Source organism: Pseudomonas sp. S09G 359 (assembly GCF_002843605.1).
Taxonomy (GTDB): domain Bacteria; phylum Pseudomonadota; class Gammaproteobacteria; order Pseudomonadales; family Pseudomonadaceae; genus Aquipseudomonas.
The window spans coordinates 4121807-4146040 of the sequence record NZ_CP025263.1 but is presented as its reverse complement, the minus strand read 5'-3'; the positions used below and the strand labels follow the sequence as shown (position 1 = coordinate 4146040).

The following is a 24234-nucleotide window of genomic DNA, read 5'->3' as shown; positions in this document are numbered from 1 at the left end:
TCACTGTGTGGGAATTGGTCAAATCCGGCGGCTGGATGATGTTGCCGATCATCATGAGCTCCATCGCCGCACTCGGCATCGTTGCCGAACGCCTGTGGACCCTGCGCGCCAGTCGCGTTACCCCTGAGCATCTGCTGGGGCAGGTCTGGGGCTGGATCAAGAACAAGCAGCTGGACAAACAAAAGCTCAAGGAACTGCGGGCCGACTCGCCGCTGGGTGAAATCCTCGCCGCCGGCCTGGCCAACTCCAAGCATGGTCGCGAGATCATGAAAGAATGCATTGAAGAGGCCGCCGCCCGGGTAATCCATGAGCTGGAGCGCTATATCAACGCCCTCGGCACCATCGCCGCCATGGCGCCGTTGCTTGGGCTGCTGGGCACGGTGCTGGGCATGATCGATATTTTCAGCTCGTTCATGGGCTCGGGCATGACCACCAACGCCGCCGTGCTGGCTGGGGGTATTTCCAAAGCGCTGATCACCACGGCTGCGGGCCTGATGGTCGGTATTCCCTCGGTGTTCTTCCACCGTTTCCTGCAACGGCGCATCGATGAGCTGGTGGTGGGCATGGAGCAGGAGGCCATCAAGTTGGTGGAAGTGGTACAGGGCGACCGTGACGTGGACCTGGTCGAGGGCAAAGCGTGAAATTTCGCCGCAAGCAACGGGAAAATGTCGATATCAACCTCGCGTCGCTGATCGACGTGGTGTTTATCCTGCTGCTGTTTTTTGTCGTCACCACCACGTTTACTCGGCAGACCGAGCTGCGTGTAGACCTGCCGGAGGCCGTGAGCGGTTCCCCGGCCGAAGACCAGCAAGTCAAGCAATTGGATATTGCCATCAGCGCCGACGGGGTGTATTCGGTGAATAACCAGTTGCTGGAGAAAAACGACCTCAACAGCCTGATGGACGCGCTGCAGAAAGAATCCGGCGGCGATACCAAGATGCCACTGTCGATCAGCGCTGACGGCAAGACCCAGCATCAAGCCGTGATCACCGCAATGGATGCCGCCGGCAAGCTCGGTTTCAGCCATCTGCGCATGACCACCGTCGAGGCAGCGAGCCAACCCTGATGGCCATGTCTGATCGTTTGCTCAAGGCCTGGTACGAGGGGCATCCAGCGCTCCTGCTGTTGCGGCCTTTGGAGTCGCTGTACCGTCGGGTGGTGCAGGGCAAGCGTGCGCGTTTCGTGGCGGGCGAGGGCGAGATTTATCAGGCGCCGGTGCCCGTGGTGGTGGTCGGTAATATCACCGTGGGCGGCACCGGCAAGACGCCGCTGATCCTGTGGTTGATCGAGCACTGTCGGCGCAGCGGGTTGCGCGTCGGTGTGGTCAGTCGCGGGTATGGGGCCAAGCCTCCACAGTTGCCGTGGCGGGTCGAGGCCGATCAAAGCGCCGCGGTCGCGGGTGATGAACCCTTGTTGATCGTGCAGCGCTGCGGCGTGCCGCTGATGATCGACCCCGACCGCAGTCGCGCGGTCAAGGCGTTGCTGGCCAGTGAACCCCTCGACCTGATCCTCTCCGACGACGGCTTGCAGCATTACCGCCTTGCCCGTGACCTGGAGCTTGTGCTGATTGATGCCGCCCGTGGCCTGGGCAATCGCCGTTGCCTGCCGGCCGGGCCGCTGCGTGAGCCGGTGGAGCGTCTGCACAGCGTCGATGCGCTGCTTTATAACGGCGCAGCGGCTGATCGTGAGGATGGCTTTGCCTTTCGCCTGCAACCGTCTGCACTGGTCAATTTGCACACCGGCGAGCGCCAGCCGGTCGATTACTTTCCCGCTGGCCAGCGGGTGCATGCGGTCGCCGGCATCGGCAACCCGCAACGTTTCTTCAATACCCTTGAAACGCTACACTGGCAGCCAATACACCATGCTTTTGCCGACCACGCGCCGTACAGCGCCGAGGTCTTGAATTTTACGCCGGCATTGCCGCTGGTCATGACCGAGAAGGACGCGGTGAAGTGCCGCGCCTTTGCCCAGGCCGACTGGTGGTACCTTGCGGTGGATGCCGTGCCGTCGCCGGCGTTCATCGCCTGGTTCGACACGCAGTTGATGCGTCTGCTGCCCGCCCGACTCTTGCCTTAAACGTTGCTATCCAGGAAACACTCATGGACACCAAATTGCTCGACATCCTCGCTTGCCCGATCTGCAAAGGCCCGCTCAAGCTCAGCGCCGACAAAACCGAGCTGATCAGCAAAGGCGCAGGCCTGGCTTACCCGATCCGTGATGGCATCCCGGTGATGCTGGAAAGCGAAGCCCGCACCCTGACCACCGATGAGCGCCTGGATAAATGACTACAGCCTTTACCGTTGTCATTCCGTCCCGCTATGCCTCGACACGCCTGCCGGGCAAGCCGCTGCAATTGATCGGCAGCAAGCCGATGATTCAGCTGGTGTGGGAACAGGCCTGCAAAAGCAGCGCCCAGCGCGTGGTGGTGGCCACCGATGATCCGCGTATCATCGAGGCCTGCAAAGGCTTCGGCGCTGAAGCCGTACTGACCCGCGAAGACCATAATTCCGGCACTGACCGCCTGGCCGAAGTGGCCACCCAGCTTGGCCTGGCGCCCGACGCCATCGTGGTCAACGTGCAGGGTGACGAACCGCTGATCCCGCCAAGCGTGATCGACCAGGTGGCCGCCAACCTCGCGGCCCATGGTGAAGCGCGCATGGCCACGCTGGCCGAACCAATCGAAGACATCGACACCCTGTTCAACCCGAACGTGGTCAAGGTGGTCAGCGACATCAATGGCCTGGCGCTGACCTTCAGCCGCTCGACCTTGCCCTGGGCGCGCGATGCCTTCGCCAAAAGCCGCGACGTATTGCCGGAAGGCGTACCGTACCGCCGCCATATCGGCATCTACGCCTACCGCGCCGGCTTCCTGCATGACTTCGTCAGCTGGGGCCCGTGCTGGCTGGAAAACACCGAATCCCTGGAGCAACTGCGTGCCCTGTGGCATGGCGTGCGCATCCACGTGGGCGATGCCCTGGAAGCTCCGCCGGCGGGCGTCGACACCCAGGAAGACCTCGAGCGCGTCCGCCGCCTGCTGGGGGCGTGATGGAGGTTCTGTTTGTCTGCCTGGGCAATATCTGCCGCTCGCCCACGGCCGAAGGTGTGCTGCGCCATAAATTGCGCGAAGCAGGCTTGGCGGGGCGGGTAGACGTGGCGTCTGCCGGAACCGGTGACTGGCATGTCGGCAACCCGCCGGACCAGCGCAGCCAGCGTGCAGCGTTGGTGCGCGGTTACGATCTGTCGGCCCAGCGTGCCCAGCAGGTCAGCCGTGCCGACTTTGCGCGCTATGACCTGATCCTGGCCATGGACCACAGCAACCTGCGCAACCTCAAGGCCCTGCAACCGGGCCAGGGCAAGGCCGAGCTGGACCTGTTCCTGCGCCGCTTCGATGCTGAAGTGTACGAAGTACCCGACCCTTACTACGAAGGCGAACAAGGCTTTGAGCGGGTCCTGGACCTGATCGAGCGGGCCTGTGATTTATTGGTGATCGAATTGAAGGGGCGGTTATGACCTTGCAGGTGCTCTCGCAGGTATCGCTCAAGCCATTCAACAGCTTTGGCATCGACGTGCGCGCGCAACTGTTCGCCGAAGCCCACAGCGACGACGATGTGCGCGCGGCCTTGGCCTACGCCGCCGCTGAAGACCTGCCGCTGCTGGTGATCGGTGGCGGCAGCAACCTGTTGCTGACCCAGGATGTGCCGGCGCTGGTCCTGCGTATGGCCACCCAAGGCATCCGGCTGCTGCACGATGACGGCGTGCAGGTGGTGGTTGAGGCTGAAGCGGGCGAGGCCTGGCATCCGTTTGTACTGTGGACCTTGGCGCAGGGCTTCTGCGGCCTGGAGAACCTCAGCCTGATCCCCGGCACCGTCGGCGCTGCCCCCATGCAGAACATCGGCGCCTACGGAGTGGAGATCAAGGATGTATTCGCCGGGCTGACCGCGTTGGATCGCCATACCGGTGAGTTGCGCGACTTCAGCCTGGAGGAGTGCAACTTCGCCTACCGTGACAGCCTGTTCAAACACGAAACCGGGCGCTGGCTGATCCTGCGGGTGCGCTTTGCCCTGAGCCGTGCCAGCCATCTCAAGCTCGACTACGGCCCGGTGCAACAGCGCCTGGCCGGGCAGGGGATCACCGAGGCCACGCCGAGTGATGTGAGCCGGGCCATCTGCAGCATTCGTCGCGAAAAACTGCCAGACCCGGCCGAGCTGGGTAATGCCGGTAGCTTCTTCAAGAACCCGCTGGTATCCCAGGCGCTGGCCGCTGAGCTGCAAGGCCTGTATCCGGATCTGGTGGCCTACCCCCAGGCCGACGGGCAAATGAAACTCGCTGCCGGCTGGCTGATCGACAAGGCTGGCTGGAAGGGCTTTCGTGAAGGCGACGCCGGTGTGCACAAGCTGCAGGCGCTGGTGCTGGTCAACTATGGCGGCGCCACAGGGCATCAGATTGCTGACCTGGCCCAGCGTATCCAACGGGATATCGCCGAGCGCTTCAAGGTTGACCTGGAGATGGAACCCAACCAGTACTGATGCCCTGGCGTTAATCATGTGCAAATAAAAATGCCCCGTATCTTTCGATACGGGGCATTTTTTATACCGCTATGAATCAGTCGTCGCGGCTCATGATGCCGAAGATCTGCAACAGGCTGATAAACAGGTTGTAGATCGACACATACAGGCTGACGGTCGCCATGATGTAGTTACGCTCACCGCCGTGGATGATCGCGCTGGTCTGGAACAGGATGCACACCGAGGAAAACAGCACGAAGCCCGCGCTGATCGCCAGTTGCAGGCCGCTGATCTGGAAGAACATGCCTGCGACCACAGCCGCCAGCAACACGAAGAAACCAGCGGTAATGAAGCCGCCCAGGAAGCTCATGTCCTTGCGGGTGATCAGCACGTAGGCCGACAGACCACCAAACACCAGTGCGGTCATGGCAAACGCCGAGCTGACCACTTCCGCACCGCCGGCCATGCCGAGGTAACGGTTGAGGATCGGGCCGAGGATAAAGCCCATGAAACCGGTCAAGGCAAACGCCGACACCAGGCCCCAGGCCGAGTCACGCAGCTTGTTGGTCAGGAAGAACAGGCCATAGAAGCCGATCAGCACGACAAAGATATTCGGGTAGCCGACGCGCATCTGCTGGGCCACGAACGCCATTACACCGCTGAAGGCGAGGGTAAGGGCGAGCAAGCCATAGGTGTTGCGCAACACGCGGCTGACTTCAAGCTGCTCAGCCTGTGCGTTGCCATTCACTGCGTAATTCTGTTCGCGCATGGCGACACTCCTTCGGTTTCGAAACATTCAGTCGCAAGGATCATAACAGACGCTCTGTAACAAGCGATGGCGAGAGTTTGACAGTGTGTTTCATTCGGGTATTATGGCGCCCGCTGAGACGGGATGAGCTACTATAATCCTGTGATGCATAAGGGAAATTGGCAGAGTGGTTGAATGCACCGGTCTTGAAAACCGGCGGACGTTAATAGCGTCTCCAGGGTTCGAATCCCTGGTTTCCCGCCAAGATTCAAACAAAAGCCCCGCGATTGCGGGGCTTTTGTGTTTCTGGCCTCCGGAGATGCTTTTAGTTAAGCGCCTGATCGTTTCCGCATCATTTCGGGCGGTTTCCGCAACTCTTTCAAATTTTGGAGTCATCGGGTGGGCTTCACGATCTCCCCGACCCGTCGATAAACAGTCTCGGTTATCCGCTTGTCCGTGTGCCCCAGCAGTCGACTTGCATCCCCCAGATCAAGGATCTCGCTGGCGGCTTTCGGGCGAATATCACGGAACTGGAAGTGCCGAATACTGGCTGCTAATACCCCGTCGCCTTTCTCTTTGGCCGTAGCGATGGCCTTGTCGCGCGCGTCGTCGAATCGAAGGCGAAGCATGTGTTTGGTCACCTGCCGGCCATCCTCAGTGATGATCAGGTAGGGATTCCGAACGCCGCGTGTGCGTCTCTGCTCTATCAGCCTTGCAACCAGGGCCCCCATGTCATTGAGTACGCCCGCAGGGTTCAGAAGTATGCGCAGCTTCTTGGATGTTTTGCCCTGGTACACCAGCAGGAACTCGTTAACGGCGTCAGCCTATCGCATGGACAGCGTGTCGGCCGGTCGCTGGGCGGTGAGGTAGGCTAGTCCATCGCGTCACGTAGTTCTGAGGCGGCGACGCCGTACACCGCGCTCCAGATTTCCTCGGGCGCATAAAAGTCTCGCGGTGCCTCTTTGTTTTTGCGCACGCCGGCGGCAGTGTTGTTCTCGGTTAACCCCCATTCCCGCGCGATGTTGTAGATGTGCGAGAGCAGGGAGATCTCACGGTTGGCTCGAACCTCGGCGGTGCGGCCGTCTCTATACTGGGCGATGATCTGCGGCGTTACCGCGTCGATGGGCGCATCGCAGAAGGCTTTGCGCAGCTGCTTCAAGCTCAGCATGTTGTCGCTCTGCGTCTTTGGTGCCTTCACATCACAGCTGCGATGAGTTGCGCCGCAATAGCGGGCAAGATTCTCGTCTGCGCCGAAAAAACGGCCTTCAGTGGAAACCCAGCCGGTTACCGTTGCAAGCTGGCTGCCTCAGGAGCGTCGAACGTGATGATTGGCTTTTGTGCAGGCATGACTTCGTCCTTGCCGCTATAGCGGCTGACATTGAAGGGGGGGAAGGCGAGGTAAAACGTAGGAGTGATGCTACTTCCAGAGCACGTCGAGTTCTGAAATCTGTTGCTGCAACTGCTCTATGAGTTCAAACCAAGAATCGAAACCATTTGATTCGTTCTGCACCAAGAACAGGTAATAACCACCAGTTTCACCTGCGCGATCATCTTGAATTTCTATCGTCCAACCGGCGTATTCGCCAGTTAAAACCGTTCCAGTGCGGATGATCTGCATGTGTTGGTCTGAATCCAGTGAAGGCCTGAAGAGGCAATGGTACTTTTTTACATCAGCTTGGGAGAGGTTGGTATCACGGCATACTCCCTTACCACCAGATCATGGGCACTCACAATCGTCATGCCGATATTTGCATTGTCAGTTTCTTCATCCCCTGACATAAATTCAGCACTTTTTGGCGCATTGATTTAGGCAGATGAGGCCATGCCGTTGGCTCCTCCTGATTGGTCAGGGAATTAACTGAATGGACATGGAAAATGGCGCTCCGAGGTTATTGAAACGCTACCGGTACTTGATACTACTGTTGATGGTTGCCGCATCGCTGGTGAGCGCGACTGTAAGGTTCGTGGGGGACTGGAGAAACTTCTGGACCGTGCTCATGCTGCAAGCCTGGTTTGGTCAAGCTGTGTTCGCTTATCTTCTTGGCGGCTGGGTTGCAATCGGGCCTGGAGGGCTCGCCAAAGACGCTTCGCCTACATGGAGGGCAGTTTTGGCCGGTTTTGCGTTTGCAGTTTATCTAGTCGGCTTTGGAATCAATGGCTATCCGAAGAAAGACTCTGCCTACGACAGGCGGCCCTCCGACTGGACCATGCCTATTCGAGAAGAGATTGGACGATCTTCAGAAAAAACTAGATAGCACTGCTTTATTGTTAGGTAGGGAGAGTCCTTGCCGAGCCATGCCCGAGCTGTGGAGTGGGGAGTTCAGAGTTGTTTCAGGATCCGCCGGCCGATCCAGTGAACCACGGTGACGCCTTGCTGTTGCCGATCGCCTTGTAGCGAGGCCCGTCTGGGCATTCGCTGGCTGGCATGCCGCGCCAAGGGATCAGGGTGTAGTCGTCTGCCATGCCCTGGAGGCGCTCGCACTCATGGGGAATAACGCGGCGGACGGATGAACCAACCTGAGCTGATGGCATTCCTTGACCTGCTTTGCCGCCGCCACCGCTCAAGGCTCCAGCGATTCCGCCGTCACCATCTTCGTATCGCAATTCGGCGCGTGAGTACTCGGCGAATGCAGCCACAATCGGCTGATCTCGCCCGGTGCCGTCCTCACTGCCGTCGAACCCTTCAGCTTTCAGCGTGTGGGTGATGTCGCCGGTGATGCACACTGCCACCTGGCGCCGGCATTGGCATGGCTGCCTTAGTGATTCATGGCGCGCAGCGTGGGGGCGATCTCTCCTGCGTCGACGCCGTGATCCTCGCAGGAGAAAGCCAGCATTGCATTTTCCTGGCCGTTGTTCCTGCCCAGGGCAAAGGCAAGCTTATCGCTGACACCTGGGTCTTGGGTGCCATGTACTACTAGCAGTCCCGACTCGGCATCTTCGTTGGTTGCACTGCCGGCGGCTTTTCCATTGGCGTTTAATATGCCTGCGATCAAATGCCCGGCCTGGGCCTGGTTGTCGTCAGCACCGCAAGTACCAACACCGTTCGCTGTCAGCGCGGCTACTGGTTTGTCCTGAACAAAGAACGTCTCGCTGTCCAGGTCGTTGCGGCCCTCATGGTGGGTTAGAGTGCCGGACTTCTCGATAGAGCCTGACATACGACCGGCGCCGAAGGCCGGGATACAGCCGAACATCGATACGGCTGGCCCGAAGTCGCCTTCGCAGCTCGGGCAGCCATAGGCACCTAATTGCTCGGGGAAGACGTACTCACATCCGTCTCTGCACTGGAGCGCAGGGCCGAAAGGAGCTGTTCCGGTAACGTCCTGCCCCTGGCCCCGGCTCGACGCAGAATCCCGGCGCACGCCTTCAGTACCTCGGCGTTATCGAACCCGTCTCAAGCACTTGCGACAACGAACACACGACGGCGTCGTTGGGCCAGGCCGAAATATTGGGTGTTCAGGACCCGCCACGCGATTGTTCTTTTGGGTCCATACACACAACCAGCGTCCTGCCATTTCTTCCCTGGAGGCTGTAGCTCGCAGCCTTCCCCAGCAAGCGCGCCAAGAAAGTATCCGAAGGCGTTCCCTTTGTCGCTGAGGACGCCGGGGACGTTCTCCCAGACGATAACGCTGGCGGGGTTTCGCTGGCCGGCGCGAACATAGTCAAATGCATCTGCAAGCTCCACGTATTTGATGGCTAGTGCGCCGCGTTGGTCGGTAACGCCTTCGCGCATGCCGGCGAACGAGAAGGCCTGGCATGGGGTTCCGCCGATCAGCACGTCCGGGGCCGGGATCTTGCCAGCCAGTACCATGGCGGCCAGCTTGGTCATGTCGCCGTGGTTCGGTACGTCGGAGTAGTGGTGCGCCAGGACTGTCGAAGGGGACGGCTCAATTTCGGCGAATCAGGCGGCTCGCATGCCTAGCGGATGCCAAGCTTGTGTAGCAGCTTCGATGCACGAGCAGATCGAACCGTAGATAATTCCCATGCGGAATCCTCGCCTACTGGCGTGATTGATCGAATTGAGGTATTTGTGTTCGCTCCGGAAATGGACCGGAGAAAGGAGAAGCAAGGATGGGGCAGAACAGCAAAGTAAAACGTGACGCACGAAAGAAGAAAGAAAAAAAACAGCAACTTCGTCCTAAGGCCGTTCACCAACCGGCAATTAGTTTTGCTGACGTTATGATGGGGAGCGGAGTTTTATTTGATACTCTCGATACGCCCTCCGATATTAATCAACATGTAATTGAGTTTTGCCGCTCGATTAGCTCAGAAGCCCCTTTTTTCATTGATTCTGAGCCAGAGCCATGGAGTCGAGCTGGATGCTGTGATCTAAACGTTGCGGAGTATGCAAGGTTGAACGGCGGTCGCATAGTTTGCGGCTATAGAATTTGGTATAATGGGTCTTTTTATATCGAAGCAGAAAGACACGCCATTTGGACGGATGGTACTAGCTTTCGAGACGTCTCATTTATAGAAGACGGTACGGTAAGAGTATTGTTTTTGCCTGACTTGTTGGAAAAGCAGCAGGATCTTGCTATGAATTTATTGAAGATACGAAAAACGTTTGATGAACGGTACGAACCATTAGTTAAATATCATAGAAGTATGGATCGACCAGCCCCAACTGTCAGCGCCGAGGTGGCGTGGTCGATTTCCCCAACGTACGAGCAGTTCAGCGCGTTCTGAATTCAACTTTTCATTTCTCGATAATTTTGTGGTAATCCAGCAAGCATATTTGAAGTGGATCAAGCGGTTGCCGGAGTTTCTTGCTTTGGCGAGCGCTTCAAAACTTCACGGCCGGCGTTTTGGTAGTTTTGATCGGTTTGTCCTTAGAGTGCACTAGCACAGACTTGGCCCTGATCTGCATGTCGCGGTACATCAGGGGCTTTCGATCCAGCTTAATGAAGTGCTCGGCTTACTGGTCGTGATCAGCCAGTATGACGCCAGATTTTCCGTAGGCGATGACGCGGCGGCCGATTTCGGCGGGTATTTAGTAGTTCTGCCTAACGTATTCGCAGTTGTGGCTCATGGATTATCTCCAGTTAGGTGCGGCTATCAATTGTCAATAGTGTAAATTTGATTACTGTCGTTTTTCTTGGTACAAAGATGATTCATGTTTAGGGGACGCATTATGGCGGAAAACTGGCAATGCCCATTTTGTGGGAATAATTCAACGCTAACTAACCAGAATGTTACAGTTTCTGGTTATAATTTTGATGATAATAATAAGTTCGATGGGCCACTTAGGATTGTTACTAGATCGATTGTTTGCCCCAATCCCGATTGTCGGGAGGTCGCTATAAACTCCACGTTCGGTCGATGCGTGAGTGAGGGCGGGAGTTTCAAGCTTGGTAAAGTTTTTGAGGAGTGGCTACTTAGACCTTCTAGTTTGGCTTTGGTTTTTCCCGATTATGTGCCTGCGCCCATCCGTCAAGATTATGAGGAGGCTTGTAAGATAAGGAACTTAAGCCCTAAAGCATCAGCAACGCTTTCTCGTAGATGTCTTCAGGGCATAATAAGAGATTTTAAAGGCATCGTTAAGAAGCGTCTTGTTGATGAAATCGATGCGCTTAGGGATGAGGTGGACCCGGATACTTGGGCTGCAATTGACGCAGTCCGGCAGATCGGAAATATTGGGGCTCATATGGAGAAAGATATCAACGAGATTATTGATGTCGAACCGCCGAGGCCCAGCTCCTGATCGAGCTGATCGAGACTCTAATTAAAGACTGGTATATTGCTCGATATAAAAGACAGCAGCATCTAGCGAGAATAGTTGCCGCTGCAGAAGGCAAAAAGTGATTTCTAAAATGAAAGTCTAATTTCGTCGTCGGGCTCAGATGGATCCTCGGCAAGTAACTTAAGCCCCATCGCTCGTATGATTTGCGACACCTTTTCAGTGACAACAAAAGGTGTCGTGACACACTTGAGCATCTGTGGCGCCGTTTCGAAGTCGGCGGCGATCAAGTTGCGTAGCAGATTTTGAAATACTTCATGCTGGTTGTTGAAGCGGTGCTGCTTCATCAGGCGCTTGAGGTCGGCTTGAACGCGCCTGTCACCTCAATGGTAAATTTCTCGACGCCCAGTGCAGCGTTCTTCTGGTTGCCGATACGCTTTATGAGGTCACGCTGATCACTGCGACCACCCTTCGATGTTGATCTTCTTAGCGAAGGTAAAACGAGAGAGCTGGCTAGGGCAGGTGCTGCTTGGATTGACTGTGCTGTAAACCTTCTGCGAGTTGCAGCATAATGTTCTCATGAGTAAAGGCCGCTGATCAGCTCAGCCTTTACTCGAGTATTTGGATTTGTACTTAGAGTGATATCGAGCTTAAATTTAGAGATAAAGCGCGGCTGATTCTTTTTTTTATAATTCCTTTAGATTTTTTTTCTTCTCCATTTAATAGGTTAATAACCTCTTTTATCCAGTTTCTTTCACTTGCAAGTGTCGATGATAGCTGGCCAGATGAATATCTTTTCACAAGGCCTTTACTTATATGGATCCAGTTGTTCGCTGGTGATCCCATCCACTCTTGCACGAAGTCGCTAGGATCAATGCTTGACAGGATATCGATATCTGAATACTCGCTAAACTCCCCATTTTTGTAGCTTATTTTTTCAGCAAATGTAATGCCGTCAGACGATACTAATTTGAGAAGTGATTTGGCAGCTTCGGGATAGTGCTGCTTTGTGGCGCGATCTTGAGTTTCTCGAATGTAATCACTTACTCTTGTGAAGTGCTGTTTGTAGCTTTCCTCGACCCAATAACCGAATCCGTCGAAACTATCGCGCATAATGTCTTCGAATAAACTATAGTTCACTTTGAACGGTTCTACCTTGCTCGATGAAAGGAGATCGTCCATGTATTTTTTGCAGTCAACCTCGATTTGATCAAAGCTCCTGGGTAATAAGCCCATTTCTGAGAGTAAAAATCTAAGTGAAAACAGGTGCCGGATTTCTCCTGGAATTTCTATTTCTCTTGCGTCGAATTGTTGTATGAGTTTTGCCGCTGCATCACTTGACTCGGCTTCGCTCAATTCATCGAACTTCATAAAAACCAACCAAGCAGGTAGGTCCGCTGCCTTAGTGAAGTACAAACTTTGATCCAGCGATTCATGAATGCTTTTTTCCGAATAAATGCCCTTTATAAGTAAATTTATAAGTGTTTCATCATTCAGTATTCGGTTTCCCATATCAACATCCTTATACTTTTCGGACGCAGTATATATGGGTGGTGGCTTTTCACTTGTGTTTCTGCTTACTGCTCTTTGGTGTTTGGAGATTGTATCTTCTCGATCTGTCAGGTCGGACTCATATAGCCGTCCGGACCTTACTTCCAAGCTTAGCGCCAGAAAAAAACCACTAAGTTCTGTTATGGCTTTTTCGTTTTCTTTGTGTGTTGGGCCTAATAGTTCTAGCAGTCTGGTTAGATCGTCTAGAGAATGTTTGAGGATGCGGAGAGAATAAGTTTCAGACTGCGTAAAAACGTCTAGAATAACAGATTTTATTTTTTTGATTGTCGCCGCTGTATCTGAGCTCTTGATTTTGCTTGCGAATTCATCAAAGGCTTCAGATGTTTGAGGAGTAATAGAAATTGTTTGACCGAAGACTTTTTCTTTTATGTCTTTAAGTGTTTCTGTTATTTTTTTGTCGTGCGCAAGTACAATCACCCTGCATTGGTGGTGTTCAATATATTTATTGAACACCCCTAATAGGTCGTTGGTTTCTATTCTGCTTCGTTCGAGGTCATCGAATACAATTATTTTATCGTTTTTAACTTGCTCTCGTATAAAGGCGTTTGCCACGCCGGAGACGAGTCCTCCAATATTGATCGACCCTGCGCCTGCGCCATTGCTAGAGCTGGCAATATTCTTGGCGGCGGATTGTAGTGGAAACATTTTTGCATATACAGAGGAATAAATTTCCTCTGTGGTCTGTGCGCCAAATAAGCTGATATAATGAAATTCATCAGTTTTTAATATATCTTTTACTTGGCGCGTTTTTCCTGAACCCCAGTCGCCTGTTACCAGCACGCCATATCCAGGGTTTGTAAGCGTCTTGTAGTAGTCTAGGTATACCTTTAAATGAGAAGGCTTTTTTAGCTCATTATCTAAAGCGGTTTTATGATCATTCATCCGTCGACTTCCATGCTCTATATGGTGGTGCTATCGTGACTTTAATCTACCTTTTATGAGCAGAGGAAAAAACACTTTTCCGCGCGGAATAGATCTGTTTTGATAGCAGCGTGGATTGCTGTGAACGCAGCGAGACGCCTTCAAAATCCGGCCACTGAGCCGGTTTTTTTGTTCCTATCTTCAGCCCGGCCATTGAGCAGGGCTTTTTTGTTTACGACCCCACGCCTGTCTCCTTGCCTAAAGCGGACTCTAGCGACGTGGAGGCTGACCTATTTGAGGACTTAAGATGAACTCCGAGCATCAGGCACTGACCGATGTACCTCTGTGGTTGTTAGTCCTGCTGAGCCTCGCGGGTTTGTCGGGAGAAATGCTTCGTGCATCCGGCAGCGACCTTGGCCTACGCCAAATCCTCCAGCGAGTGGCGTTACGCTTTCTTGCATCTGGTCTGATGGGTGTCAGGGCCAGGCGGGCAGTTTTGAAGCGGCTGACATGGCGCGCTGGTTTCCTGACCTTTTGGCAAAAATGGGCAACATCGGCATTACCGGCATGGATGCGGTAACGCAACTGGGCTCAATGCTTCAGATGCAAATGAAGACCGCCGGCGGTGCCGACGAAGCGGCCAACAACCTCAAGAACTGCATGGAGAAAATCGGTTCTGGCGATACGGTCAAGGCTTACGAGGATGCGGGGATTGACTACCAAGGGTCGATGAATACAAACCTGCAGAACGGTAAATCAACCCTGGAATCCAGCTATGAGCTGGTACAGAAGTACATTGCGGCTACTGCGAAGATCAGTAAGGAGACTGACCCCGAGAAAGCCAAAGCCATGATTGCCTCCCTGGAACAGGCTTTGCGTACCGGGGATCTGTTCGCGGATATGCAGGTTACCCGGCAATGATGAACGGCGTTATTGAATCGATGGGCGCATCGTCAAAGGTAGAACGAAGCAGCTTCAGTTCAGCCATGTTGCATTATGTGTGCGCTTTCATAGAGGGGAGAGGTATCGTTGCCACCTCAGATAGGGAGGTGCGATATGGTCGTGCACGGAGTTGAATACAAGTTTTTTACCGCCTCAGATGTGACAAAGGGGCATGATGGCTTGGGGATTGAGTGCTGGCGCGGCAATGACATGATCTTTGAGATATTCAGAAATGACGAAACGCTGCGTTTTGAGGTGACCCTCTTCGAGCAGGATGTCCCTCTAGAGTTGCTTGAGTACGCCATCCCAACTGCTCGCGAAAGCCTGGGTGAGTTTGCGCCGTAACCTCTCTTTGCCGGTATAGCGTCTGCGCGGCCATCTACCTAAAGACAATCAGATGTAAGCCGATGACCTAGATACAAATCCAATGCTGGCCCGCTCCGTCGGGCAGCGATGCGTGATCTTAATGAGGCTTCCTCATGAACACCCTGACGCCGAGCGATCATGCGCAACTGTTCCGTGAAACCACCGCGCAGTTCTGGGCGCATATCGTGCCGATTGTGCAGCTCGGCTTTTGCATTCACTTTGTATTTATCTTCATCTTTAGCGTGATGCACGTACCTTCCCTTGCGGTGAGTAATGTATTGAGCGTCCTGGTTTATGCGGCCTGCCTGAAGGCTATTCGCGCAGGACGCTACAGCCTCACCGGCATAATGATGAGTGTAGAAATTATTCTGCACGCGTTACTGGCCACTTGGGTGCTGGGGTGGGACAGCAACTTTTATTTTTACCTTTACTGTTTAATCCCCATTATTGCGTTCAGTTTTCAGGATGCGCTCTTACCGCGATTGTTGTTCTATCTGGCTATCCTGGCCGTGTCCGTGGGTGGATTCGCCTTGCGTAAATACCTTGGTATCAACTCTGGCGTGGCGCCACAATGGCTTGAGATATTTGGCATCGTAAATGTGTTGGCTGCCCTTGGCGTACTGCTGCATTGCACCGCTTTGTCTGTACGTTTTACGCGTTCAATGCAAGCAAAGCTGTTCCACACCGCCAATCGCGATAGCCTGACCAATCTATATACGCGGCGCCGGGTAATGCACGAGGTGCTGCAGTTAGCCGAGTCGGGATCATCAACGATCATCCTGCTGGATATCGATCACTTCAAACAGATTAATGACCGTTTGGGCCATGAGCAGGGCGACTTGATCCTCCAGCGAGTGGCTGAAGCCATCAGCAGTAATGTGCGGGCCACCGATGTGGCTTCACGCTGGGGGGGCGAAGAGTTTCTGGTGCTGATGCCTTCGACACCCGCACATGCCGCAAAGGCTGTGGCGGATCGAATCCTGTTGCGGATTCGCGAATGGGTAGGTCAGTCGAATGACACCCCACTCACTGTCACGGCCACCCTGGCCGTGAGCGAAATCCACAGCGGCGAAAGCTTTGAAAGCGCTCTCATTCGCGCGGATCAGGCGTTATATCAAGGCAAACATCAGGGGCGTAACCAGGTGATTTTAGCGGGTTGAGTACGCAACGTTATTCGCTGCGAGTGTTGTGCGGTTCATGACGGATCAACGGTGTGATCAGCAAGTACATGGGGTAATGCTGAGGGCTTCTGCTTATCGTCAACTGGGGCCGTTTTCCTGCAGTTTTCAACTCAATGATAGATGGCTGCCTATGAGCCTCATCAACTTTGAACTAATCATAACGCCCGTCCACCTAACGTTGTGCAGGTTACTTCAAGCCCGGGTTTTTCTGGGTTACTCACTCACACACGAAGGTTTGGTGAATCATGAAGAGCGAACAGGTAGAAGGCGTCGTAGAAAAGGTTGCCGGCAAAGCGCAGAGCGCAGTCGGTAAACTGTTTGGTGATTCGAAGCTGGAAGCTGAAGGTGCCGGGCGCCAAGCTGCTGGTCAGTTGACGCAAACCTATGGCGATGCGCTGGACAGCGTATCTGCGTTCGTTAAAGAAAAGCCAGTGGCCGCAATCGCGATTGGGGCAGTTGCTCTGCTGGTTCTAGACCGTCTCTTTCGCCGCTGAACGGGGAGGGGGAAAAGTCAGTAGCTTTTCCCGAATCCTGTCCTCGTACTCTCTATGACGCCCTGTCTGGAAAGTGCGAGGGCCATTGTTTGCCTTAGTCGAGCTGATCGCAGTTGTTGTATATCGACATCTTCCAATCGTCGACACTGACGTAGAAGTGGCCAGCATGAATCTCATCCCACGATTCATGACCCACCTTACTCATGACGCTTCGACCGAAAATCGCCTCCCTGAGCATCTGGGATACCGCTCTTGCGGAGAGCTCAGCCGCCGCGTTTTTGCTAACGCGACCTGCCCGGGATGAACGATTTGCCACTCTGGGCTCTATCCGCCTTTGCTCTGCGTCCATATCCGGATCATCATCTGGCAGAGATCGAATCAACTTCCGTCATTGCTCACCCCCCAAAAGGACTGCCATGCGCCTCCACGGACTGAAAGCCCTGCTCCCTCTGCCCTTGCTCTTCACCGTGCTATCCGCCGCAGCCACGCCCCTGCCGAGTGACAAAGCCGAAAGCCTGTACCAAGCGAGCAAATACCAGGCGTCGATCGAGGAGGCCGATCGCGTGCTTGAAGTGCACGCAACAGACACCGAGACCTTGAATGTCAAGGCGCTGGCAGTATCAGCCCTGGGCAATGACCGCGAGGCGATACGGCTGGTCACCCAGGCGCTTCAAGTGGCGGGCAAGGATGGCCAGGCAACGGTTCTTCAGCAGGCAAAATACTGGAACAACCTCGGCTATTTCAACGAGCGGCGACGCAATCCCGAGGAAGCGCTGGGCTATTACGAAAAGTCCTTGAAAATGCGCATTTCGGAAGTCGGCGAAGATGACCTGCAAACCGCCGATAGCTACAACAACCTGGGTACTTCGTTGGGCCGATTGGGCCGCTATGACGAGGCCTTCGTTAATCTGCGCAAAAACCTCGAGCTGAGAATGCGCCTGCTGGGTGACAGAGACCCTTCGGTTGCCGTCGCGCTCAACAACCTTGGCCGTGTCTACGACCTTCAGAAAAACTATGCGACCGCGCTGTCGTTCTACCAAAAGGCACTGGATATCGACATGGCCGCTTTTGGCCCCGCGCATCCGACCGTCGCCATTCGCTGGAACAACATCGGCGAGCTTTATCGCAGCCTGGGGCAATACGACAAGGCCGAAGTCTTGATGACTCAGGCACTCAAGAGTGACATCGCAACGTTCGGCGAACAGCACCCTAAAGTGCTGCTGCGTTATTACAACCTGGGGGAGATTTACGAGGCCGAAGGCGACACCGCTAAAGCGCGTGTCGCCTATACCAAAGCCGTTCAAATTGCTCGGCAGGTTGACCCCGACGACGTTGGGCAGATCGATTACATCGAGCAAAAACTGCAGGCGCTGGGGGCTGAGTCAAGCAGCGCAAAACACGGCTGAAACGCCGGGGTTATGGATGCTCCAACACGCGGCCTGAGGTGCTTATGCCGTTCTCGTCGGCGCCCACAGCATGCAACGAAATCCTCGACGTCTCCGGCAGCGCCAGCCCACCCGCCAACGCCAGCAACGCCACCGCAATCAGGTAAAACGCCGGTGACAGGTTGCTGCCCGTGGTGCTGATCAACCACGTTGCCATCAACGGTGCGGTGCCGCCGAAGATCGTATAGGCCATGTTGTAAGTGATCGCCGAGGCGGTGTACCGCGTGCGGGTCGGGAAGGTCTCCGAGAGCAACGCCGCCGTGACCACCCCACACAACACCGCGCCCACCGCCAATAGCATCACGCCGACAATCGACGCTGCGAACGAACCGGAACTGGCCATCAGGAACGACGGGTACACCACTACCATCAACAACACGCACGCCGTCATCACCGTGACCCGACGGCCGACTCGATCCGAATACAGCCCGGCCAGCGGGCAAATCGCTGCGGCGAAAATCAATGCGATCAGCGACACCAGCAACGCCACCGCGCGGCTCAACCCACCCGCTACTTGCAGGTACGTCGCGAAGTAGGTTGTGAACATATAAAACGACAGTGCTGTCAGCGACACAAAAGCGCCCAGGCAGCAGATTGCTGCACCATGGTTGCGCAAGGTTTCCTTGAGGGGCGAGTGGGCGACCGCGTGCTCTTGTTTCACGGCCTGGAAGGCTGGCGTCTCGTCCAGCTTCCAGCGCAGGTAAAGGCCCACCAGGCCCAGCGGCGCAGCGATCAGGAACGGCAGGCGCCAGCCCCAGCTGCCCATTGCCTCGGCGGACAGCGACGCTTCCAGCGCGTACGCCACCACCGCGGCGGCGGCGAAGGCGGAGAACGTCGACACCGGTACGAAGCTGCCGTACCAGGCGCGTTTGTCACTGGGCGCGTGCTCCATCAGGTACGCGCAGGCACCGGCGTATTCGCCGCCGGCAGAGAAGCCCTGGGCGCAGCGGATCAGCGATAACAGAATCGGTGCCGTTACGCCGATGGCGGCGTAGGTGGGGAGCAGGCCGATCAGCGTGGTGGCGCCGGCCATCAGCAGGATCGTCATGGCCAGGGTGCGTTTGCGACCGATGCGGTCGCCGAGCATGCCGAAGAAAATGCCACCCAGGGGTCGGAAGGCGAAGGCTACGGCGAATACGGCGAAGGTTTTCAGCAGGGCGGCGCTGGCGTCGCCACTGGGGAAAAACTGTTGGGCGATGGTGGTGGCGAGGAAACCGTAGACGGCGAAGTCAAACCACTCGACGAAGTTACCGATGCCGGCGGCGATGATGACCTTTCGCAATGTTTGGGGGCTGACCTGTGCGGTGGATGGGCTCGTCATGGGGGAAGGCCTCGGGAGGGGTAGGGGATGCTTGATTATCGGAGGAGGGCGCTGGGCGACAGGGTTCAAAAGAGTCGCCCGCGTAGTCAGTAACGACTGGATGGGAGGGGAAGAAGCAGGAATTGAGCCAGGTGAAGCGTGGTTTTATTGCGCTCGAGCAGACTTGCGATAAGTCAGCAGCACAATTCCCGTCACCACGATGACGCCGCCCACTATCTGCCCGGCGCTGAGGAGTTGATCGAGCACGATCCAGCCCAGCAGCAAGGTCACCAGTGGCTCAATGTTCATCACCGGCGCATTTCGCGGCATATCCAGGCGCGGTGCCGAAATGAACAGCACGATAAAACCGGTGCCGTAGAGCACGACCAGCGTGGCGAGTGCCAGCCAGCCGGTCGTGGTTGCCGGCAGGTTCAGGCCATCGGTAAGGGCGCCGCTCAAGCCGGCGAGGTTGACGCTGCTGAACACGATGAAGATGGTCAGCAGGCTGCGCACGGACCCGCGCACCTGCGACAACTTATGGTCGGTGATCCACAGCGCGCAGGCGAATACAAAGGCGGCGCAGAAGGCGAGGGTGACGCCGAGCAGCCATTGCGGGCCGATGCTGCTGTTGCTGGCCAGGCGGCCGGGTACGTCCAGCACAAACACCAGGCCGACCAGAATCAGGCCCATCAACAGGGCGGTGCGCGCCGTGGGACGCGGGCCGCCCAAGGCCCAGGTGAGCAGTGCCAGCAAGATCGGGAACACGTTGGCCACCAACAGTGCCAGCGCGACCGGAACGCGGGCGACGGCGGAGTAGAGGCACAGGCTTTGGGTGGCGATGAGCAGGCCCAGCAACAGTTGCCAGCGCCAGGCACCGGGCGGCAGGCGCAGACGTTGGCGTTGCCATAGCACCAAAACGGTGAGTACCAACAAGGTGCCACCTGAGCGCATCAGGATAGCCAGTAGCACACCGGCGCCATCATCGAAGGCGACGCGAGCGGCGATGTGGTTGCCTGCGAAGGCGCAGCCCATGCACAGCAGAATCAACACGGCGATGTGGCGAGAGAACAGGGCGGGGGTGGTTTGAGTGGCGGCAGGGGCAGTCATGGCGTGAGCTCGGGCGGTGAGTGCCATCATCGAGGAGGGCAATTTATTTTTATGTTGTCGTACAACATGCTGGTGAGATTTGTAGCGTGTTTGGGCTGAAGGGGCAAGCAAGTGCGCCCGAATAATCTTTGATGGAGAGGGTTTTAAAGGAGAATTTATTGATGGATCGTCCGGGGTGAATAGTTGTGACTCGGTCGATAAAAGTTAAGAGGTCGTATGACTTGCCCGGCAATCCAATTCCTTGGTTAATCCGCAGACACGGCTTTTCGAAGCCACCAACGCGTTCCCGCAGTTGGGCCGGCGAGGTGTCAAACGGTGCGCTACGCTTTGTGCTCAGCAGCGCAAGGACGGCTTATGGAAATCACGATTCATCGAAAGAACGGTTTTTTCGAAAATGCCTACGGCCGGAGTATCCCACTCGCCATTCTCTTTGACGGTACGGTTGTAGGTCACCTGGCAACTGGCGAGACCTTGCCCCTGAGTCTTCCAGACGTTTGCGGTACGTTGCAGGTCGGCCTGCTTGACTCCAGGTATGCGCCTAGCACCGGGCGACAGTCTGATGCGTTCCTTTCGATCAGCAAGGCGCTTGAAGTGTCCCCGGGCGAAGCCGTTCAGGCTTTTTCAGTGAGGACTCGGGGGTGGGTTTTTTTTGATGTGGTGGGTTTGGCGTATTTGCCGCTGTTTAGCCGCCGGGTATTAGCCCTCACGCCTGAGCGTGGCTGACGACAACCGCTTGAAGGGGAGGTGGCAGTGGATGGATTTTCCAGCAGCAGGCAATACCTTACAGCCGCCACAACCGTAGCTGACTTGGAAGGCAGTGATTCACCCCCTCAACAAAAAAGCTGAGCCACCGAAAGCAGGCAAATCATCTGGACAAAAATCTGAGCTCGAATGGGATGTTTCATCGCCGCGACCCTCGTGTACAGCTGCAGGTGAGTGTGCAGCGGGCGATGTAAGCGATTGCACAGGAACGTAAAACCGCGCTTGATCGTCAACAACACTCGCAGCTGTTGTATTGAGTATAGGCCGTTAAACGAATTTTTCACGATTGCCGCCGATTCAAGTGCGCTGCAGGCGCTGCTTACAACTATCTGCCGGGCCCATTGCACTTTTTTTCATTTATCCAATCTATGTTTGTCCCAGCCCCGCCGATTCCCCGCGTGGGCCAAATAACCAGATCGGGTGCCGATGGATCGCACGTTAGGTTTATTCAAGCTTCGTCCGATGGGCCAGCCAATGCTGCTGGCGGTCGTCTTAATGCTGTGTGTCGGCGGTTGCACCCAGCAGCAGGGGCAGGACATTGCCAAGCAGTTCAGCAATGGCAAACCCGATGAGTTCTTCCAGACCAGCGTCGATCGCATGGCGACCCTGGGCATGCGCGACAACTTGCAAAGCCTGTATTTGCTGATGAACAAACTCTATCTACGTAACCCCAACCAATGGCGCCAGTCGGGTTATCCAGATGCGGTGACGGCTGCGCGGGAAATTCGCCAAGCCATTGAGCAGCGTCGATCCCTGCCTGCGCTTGGCGATCGGCGTGACCTGGCGGCGTTGAGTTACTCGCTCAGCCCGGAGTTCAAGGGCGACCGCGTCGGCGCATTTATCTACGCCATCGGCAGCATGCTGGTGACCGCGCACGGGGGCCGTACCGAGTTCTACATGACCGACTCGATCAACCCAGAGTTCGTCAGCAATGCCGCGCGCAATATCGAGAAGGCCACCTGGTTGCTCAGCAAGCGCCAGGATGCGAATGGTGTGTTGCTGTTGTTTTCCAATGAGATTTCGGAGGAGGGCAGCAACCTCAGTTTCGCCGTCGAGTTCGGCAAGATCGTTGCGCGCCTCGACCTGTTGACCCAGATGCTGGATGAGCGGTACCGGCGTATCGGGCTCAATTATGCGCAAAGCCTGCTGCTGATGAATTTCCTGCCGGTGCAGTAGCGGTAGCGATGTCAGGCGGTCGGTGTGCTGTTTCTGTTTCTTGCGTAGGAAGCGGCCTAAGTTGCATTTCGACGCTTGAAACACCTCTCTGTGCGCAATAGCCTCGGACTTTTCCGGAAAAATGAGGCCCTACCTTGGGTAAGCGAAAAACGCTGTGGCCGACAGATCGCGAAATACGCCTGCGGTTTATCCTCTTCGCCGTCATCGATGCGGCGAGTGTCCAGGGCGTTCCCGCCGAGCTGTTATTACCTGCGCACAAGCTGTTGCGTGAGTCACCGACAGAGGCGCAGTTGCTGGATGCCCTGCGTGGCATTCTTGGCGCTGACGAAATGTACGGGTTCAGTTTTTTCCCGGGGTCAGAGGCGCAGGAGTTTATGCTGACGCTGGAGTAGACCGCCAAGTGCCTGGCGTATTCGTCCTGCCATTGCGCAAATAACCAACTGGGCCGCTTTCGTTAGATCGTTTATTTCCTTCCGATTGGACGGCATTCCAGGATCGAATATCCATTGCGTCTATTCTCGGTATTAAGCAGATAGGCGTAACGCAATAACGTCTATTTCGTAACCATCGCATCCGGCGCGGCTGTGTTGATCGACTAAGCTAGTTTGCCAACATCCATTCCTGCTGCTCTGCCGCCGTCTTGCGCGGCTGCCTGGCGTCTTTAGAATCGGCGCCAGAACTTAGCCATTTCCTGTCGATTACGGAGTTTCGAACATGATGAATGCAATGCAGATGCCGATGAACACCGCCATGCCAATGATGCCGATGATGGGCATGCCGATGATGATGGCCACCATGAAATGCGAAATGGCCGACGACGCCATGATGTGCACCATGAAACCCGCGGCCGGTATGGACATGGCTCAGTTCAAGACCAACGCCGAAATGATGGCGATGATGATGAACTGCGGCATGCCGATGATGATGCAGTGCGCCAACATGTCGATGATGTGCATGTCGGCTGAGGCCATGGCGATGATGTCGGGCATGAACATGCAGATGATGCCGATGATGGGCATGCAGATGCCGATGATGAAGTGCGTGATGGAGTGCACGATGCAGGCGGATGGCATGCAGTGCAAAATGATGCCGATGCCAGGCATGAGCATGGCCATGATGACCAACTGCTGCATGCTGATGAACAAAATGATGAACGACTGCGCCATGCCGATGATGATGAGCTGCAACGGCATGCCGATGATGTGCTGCACCTGCTGACAGGTCCCGCGCAATAAAAAACGCCCCGATGATTCGGGGCGTTTTGCATTTCAGTCGAGGCGTTCGGGGTAGGTGATCACCAGAAAGGCCACCGCCTCGCTGTCCGCCGGGTTGCGGTAGCGGTGGGGCTGGTCGGCGTAGAACAGAATCGAGTCACCGGTGGAGAGCAGGTAGCGCTCCTCGTTGACACTGACCTCCAGGACACCCTGGGCCACCACTAGGTTTTCCTGGATGCCGGGGCCATGGCCTGCGGAAACTTCCTCGCCCAGTGCGCGCAGGCGGATCTCGTAGAATTCGGATTGGCGCGCGGTATCGTAGGGAAACAACGCACGGCTGATAAACGCGCCATCGGCACTCACCAGGCGCTTGCTCTGTTGCGCCGGCAGCACCTCCACCCCTTCAAATGCGCGATCCTCCAGGAACGCCGCCACCGACACCTTCAAGCCTTTGGCAATCTTGCACAGCACCTTGATCGACGGCACGCTGCGCCCGGACTCGATCTGCGCCAGCATCGCACGGCTCACACCGCAGGCGCGCGCGAGGCCATCGAGTGAAAGGTGGCGCTTACTGCGCAGGCGTTGCAGGTTGTGCGCGACGCACAAGCCGATCACGTCATCGTCGGTATTGGGTTTGGGCAGCGGGTCGGGCGGTTCCGGGAGCACGTGTAGAAAGTTCATCGGCGTTACGCCCGGCGGGTATCGCTGGACAGAGCAGCCTGGGCGGCAAACACCGCAAGCCCGGCACGCGCCGCGTACATCGCCCACATCAGCTCGGCCGCAGCACGTGCCTGGCGGCGTTTGCGGTGGAGCGTGAAGTCGATGACGGTGGCGGATGTTTGCATGGTGGCGCTCTCATGGGTGTTCAGTGGCTCTACAGTAATGCG

At 55.9% G+C, this 24234-nt stretch carries 28 protein-coding genes, 1 tRNA gene and 3 pseudogenes; 21 read left to right on the top strand and 11 right to left on the bottom strand.

Annotated elements, in window-relative coordinates:
• Positions 1 to 5 precede the first annotated feature (5 nt).
• From CXQ82_RS18765 to murB, 7 genes are read left to right on the top strand one after another with little or no spacing between them, the layout of a single operon-like run.
• On the top strand, positions 6 to 641 hold the full coding sequence (locus CXQ82_RS18765; RefSeq protein WP_048728452.1) for a MotA/TolQ/ExbB proton channel family protein: 636 nt from the start codon (positions 6 to 8) through the stop codon (positions 639 to 641).
• Entirely contained in the window at positions 638 to 1066 is a 429-nt protein-coding gene (locus tag CXQ82_RS18760) for a biopolymer transporter ExbD (protein ID WP_101271635.1), read from the top strand. Before CXQ82_RS18765 ends, CXQ82_RS18760 begins: the two co-directional genes overlap by 4 nt.
• Entirely contained in the window at positions 1066 to 2076 is a 1011-nt protein-coding gene (gene lpxK, locus CXQ82_RS18755; RefSeq protein ID WP_101271633.1) for a tetraacyldisaccharide 4'-kinase, read from the top strand. Before CXQ82_RS18760 ends, lpxK begins: the two co-directional genes overlap by 1 nt.
• 23 nt (positions 2077 to 2099) lie before the next feature.
• Positions 2100 to 2285: a Trm112 family protein gene (locus CXQ82_RS18750; protein WP_003174668.1), complete on the top strand. Its 186-nt coding sequence runs from the start codon at positions 2100 to 2102 to the stop codon at positions 2283 to 2285.
• Positions 2282 to 3046 carry a 3-deoxy-manno-octulosonate cytidylyltransferase gene (gene kdsB / locus CXQ82_RS18745; RefSeq protein ID WP_101271631.1) on the top strand — a complete coding sequence of 255 codons (765 nt, stop codon included), beginning with the start codon at positions 2282 to 2284 and terminating at the stop codon, positions 3044 to 3046. Before CXQ82_RS18750 ends, kdsB begins: the two co-directional genes overlap by 4 nt.
• Entirely contained in the window at positions 3046 to 3510 is a 465-nt protein-coding gene (locus CXQ82_RS18740) for a low molecular weight protein-tyrosine-phosphatase (protein ID WP_101273830.1), read from the top strand. Before kdsB ends, CXQ82_RS18740 begins: the two co-directional genes overlap by 1 nt.
• Positions 3507 to 4526, top strand: coding sequence for a UDP-N-acetylmuramate dehydrogenase (murB, locus tag CXQ82_RS18735; RefSeq protein WP_101271629.1), 1020 nt, complete (start codon positions 3507 to 3509; stop codon positions 4524 to 4526). The genes CXQ82_RS18740 and murB overlap by 4 nt, the downstream gene beginning before the upstream one ends.
• A 76-nt stretch (positions 4527 to 4602) precedes the next feature.
• Here the strand turns inward: murB and CXQ82_RS18730 are convergent, their stop codons facing one another.
• Positions 4603 to 5274 (bottom strand): Bax inhibitor-1/YccA family protein, encoded by a 672-nt coding sequence (locus CXQ82_RS18730; RefSeq protein WP_003174664.1) that lies wholly within the window; start codon positions 5272 to 5274, stop codon positions 4603 to 4605.
• 152 nt (positions 5275 to 5426) lie between these two features.
• Here CXQ82_RS18730 and CXQ82_RS18725 point away from each other — a divergent pair.
• A tRNA-Ser gene (locus CXQ82_RS18725) sits at positions 5427 to 5517 on the top strand.
• A 128-nt stretch (positions 5518 to 5645) separates the two neighbouring features.
• Here the strand turns inward: CXQ82_RS18725 and CXQ82_RS18720 are convergent.
• Positions 5646 to 6448, bottom strand: a pseudogene (locus CXQ82_RS18720) (tyrosine-type recombinase/integrase); the annotation flags it as partial.
• Positions 6449 to 6670: 222 nt separating this feature from the next.
• Entirely contained in the window at positions 6671 to 6871 is a 201-nt protein-coding gene (locus tag CXQ82_RS18715) for a hypothetical protein (protein WP_101271626.1), read from the bottom strand.
• A gap of 244 nt (positions 6872 to 7115) precedes the next feature.
• Between CXQ82_RS18715 and CXQ82_RS18710 the strand changes: the two genes are divergently transcribed.
• The gene (locus CXQ82_RS18710; protein WP_101271624.1) at positions 7116 to 7508 is read left to right on the top strand and encodes a hypothetical protein; all 393 of its coding nucleotides are present in this window, start codon (positions 7116 to 7118) and stop codon (positions 7506 to 7508) included.
• 76 nt (positions 7509 to 7584) lie between these two features.
• Here the strand turns inward: CXQ82_RS18710 and CXQ82_RS32000 are convergent, their stop codons facing one another.
• On the bottom strand, positions 7585 to 7977 hold the full coding sequence (locus CXQ82_RS32000; protein WP_371917325.1) for a hypothetical protein: 393 nt from the start codon (positions 7975 to 7977) through the stop codon (positions 7585 to 7587).
• A gap of 97 nt (positions 7978 to 8074) precedes the next feature.
• Positions 8075 to 9235, bottom strand: a pseudogene (locus CXQ82_RS18705) (DNA cytosine methyltransferase); the annotation flags it as partial.
• A gap of 86 nt (positions 9236 to 9321) precedes the next feature.
• Between CXQ82_RS18705 and CXQ82_RS18700 the strand changes: the two are divergent.
• Positions 9322 to 9936, top strand: a complete 615-nt coding sequence (locus CXQ82_RS18700; RefSeq protein ID WP_101271622.1) for a hypothetical protein — start codon at positions 9322 to 9324, stop codon at positions 9934 to 9936.
• Between the two features lie 445 nt (positions 9937 to 10381).
• The gene (locus CXQ82_RS18695; protein WP_218274436.1) at positions 10382 to 10951 is read left to right on the top strand and encodes a DUF4145 domain-containing protein; all 570 of its coding nucleotides are present in this window, start codon (positions 10382 to 10384) and stop codon (positions 10949 to 10951) included.
• 104 nt (positions 10952 to 11055) lie between these two features.
• Here CXQ82_RS18695 and CXQ82_RS18690 read toward each other — a convergent pair whose 3' ends face one another.
• On the bottom strand, positions 11056 to 11274 hold the full coding sequence (locus CXQ82_RS18690) for a hypothetical protein (RefSeq protein ID WP_371917324.1): 219 nt from the start codon (positions 11272 to 11274) through the stop codon (positions 11056 to 11058).
• A 286-nt stretch (positions 11275 to 11560) separates the two neighbouring features.
• Entirely contained in the window at positions 11561 to 13381 is a 1821-nt protein-coding gene (locus CXQ82_RS18680; RefSeq protein ID WP_101271620.1) for a hypothetical protein, read from the bottom strand.
• A gap of 286 nt (positions 13382 to 13667) precedes the next feature.
• Here CXQ82_RS18680 and CXQ82_RS31310 point away from each other — a divergent pair, with 286 nt between their 5' ends.
• The 6 genes and pseudogenes from CXQ82_RS31310 (at position 13668) to CXQ82_RS18645 (ending at position 17749) form a co-directional block, all read left to right on the top strand.
• Positions 13668 to 13940 (top strand): phage holin family protein, encoded by a 273-nt coding sequence (locus CXQ82_RS31310; RefSeq protein WP_157832202.1) that lies wholly within the window; start codon positions 13668 to 13670, stop codon positions 13938 to 13940.
• Positions 13838 to 14269: pseudogene (locus CXQ82_RS18670) on the top strand (phage tail tape measure protein); the annotation flags it as partial. The gene CXQ82_RS31310 and the pseudogene CXQ82_RS18670, both read left to right, overlap by 103 nt.
• Before the next feature lie 147 nt (positions 14270 to 14416).
• Positions 14417 to 14647 (top strand): hypothetical protein, encoded by a 231-nt coding sequence (locus CXQ82_RS18665; protein ID WP_101271618.1) that lies wholly within the window; start codon positions 14417 to 14419, stop codon positions 14645 to 14647.
• Positions 14648 to 14781: 134 nt separating this feature from the next.
• Positions 14782 to 15828, top strand: a complete 1047-nt coding sequence (locus CXQ82_RS18660; protein ID WP_101271615.1) for a GGDEF domain-containing protein — start codon at positions 14782 to 14784, stop codon at positions 15826 to 15828.
• Positions 15829 to 16094: 266 nt separating this feature from the next.
• A complete protein-coding gene (locus CXQ82_RS18655) occupies positions 16095 to 16343 on the top strand; it encodes a CsbD family protein (protein WP_101271613.1) in 249 nt (82 codons plus the stop codon).
• 416 nt (positions 16344 to 16759) lie between these two features.
• Positions 16760 to 17749, top strand: coding sequence for a tetratricopeptide repeat protein (locus CXQ82_RS18645; RefSeq protein WP_101271611.1), 990 nt, complete (start codon positions 16760 to 16762; stop codon positions 17747 to 17749).
• 10 nt (positions 17750 to 17759) lie between these two features.
• On the opposite strand, the gene CXQ82_RS18640 is transcribed toward CXQ82_RS18645, so the two are convergent.
• Together CXQ82_RS18640 and CXQ82_RS18635 are read right to left on the bottom strand one after the other, a co-directional pair.
• Entirely contained in the window at positions 17760 to 19109 is a 1350-nt protein-coding gene (locus CXQ82_RS18640) for an MFS transporter (protein WP_101271608.1), read from the bottom strand.
• 144 nt (positions 19110 to 19253) lie between these two features.
• Entirely contained in the window at positions 19254 to 20195 is a 942-nt protein-coding gene (locus tag CXQ82_RS18635) for a DMT family transporter (RefSeq protein ID WP_101271606.1), read from the bottom strand.
• Positions 20196 to 20549: 354 nt separating this feature from the next.
• Here CXQ82_RS18635 and CXQ82_RS18630 point away from each other — a divergent pair, with 354 nt between their 5' ends.
• From CXQ82_RS18630 to CXQ82_RS18610, 4 genes are all read left to right on the top strand, one after another.
• Positions 20550 to 20918 carry a hypothetical protein gene (locus tag CXQ82_RS18630; protein WP_101271604.1) on the top strand — a complete coding sequence of 123 codons (369 nt, stop codon included), beginning with the start codon at positions 20550 to 20552 and terminating at the stop codon, positions 20916 to 20918.
• Between the two features lie 501 nt (positions 20919 to 21419).
• The gene (locus CXQ82_RS18620; RefSeq protein WP_371917366.1) at positions 21420 to 22133 is read left to right on the top strand and encodes a hypothetical protein; all 714 of its coding nucleotides are present in this window, start codon (positions 21420 to 21422) and stop codon (positions 22131 to 22133) included.
• 134 nt (positions 22134 to 22267) lie between these two features.
• On the top strand, positions 22268 to 22525 hold the full coding sequence (locus tag CXQ82_RS18615) for a hypothetical protein (protein WP_101271598.1): 258 nt from the start codon (positions 22268 to 22270) through the stop codon (positions 22523 to 22525).
• Between the two features lie 322 nt (positions 22526 to 22847).
• A complete protein-coding gene (locus CXQ82_RS18610; RefSeq protein ID WP_177409918.1) occupies positions 22848 to 23351 on the top strand; it encodes a hypothetical protein in 504 nt (167 codons plus the stop codon).
• Between the two features lie 50 nt (positions 23352 to 23401).
• Here CXQ82_RS18610 and CXQ82_RS18605 read toward each other — a convergent pair whose 3' ends face one another.
• Positions 23402 to 24028, bottom strand: a complete 627-nt coding sequence (locus CXQ82_RS18605; protein WP_101271596.1) for a helix-turn-helix domain-containing protein — start codon at positions 24026 to 24028, stop codon at positions 23402 to 23404.
• Between the two features lie 5 nt (positions 24029 to 24033).
• Entirely contained in the window at positions 24034 to 24192 is a 159-nt protein-coding gene (locus CXQ82_RS31470; protein ID WP_164444973.1) for a hypothetical protein, read from the bottom strand.
• Positions 24193 to 24234 lie beyond the last annotated feature (42 nt).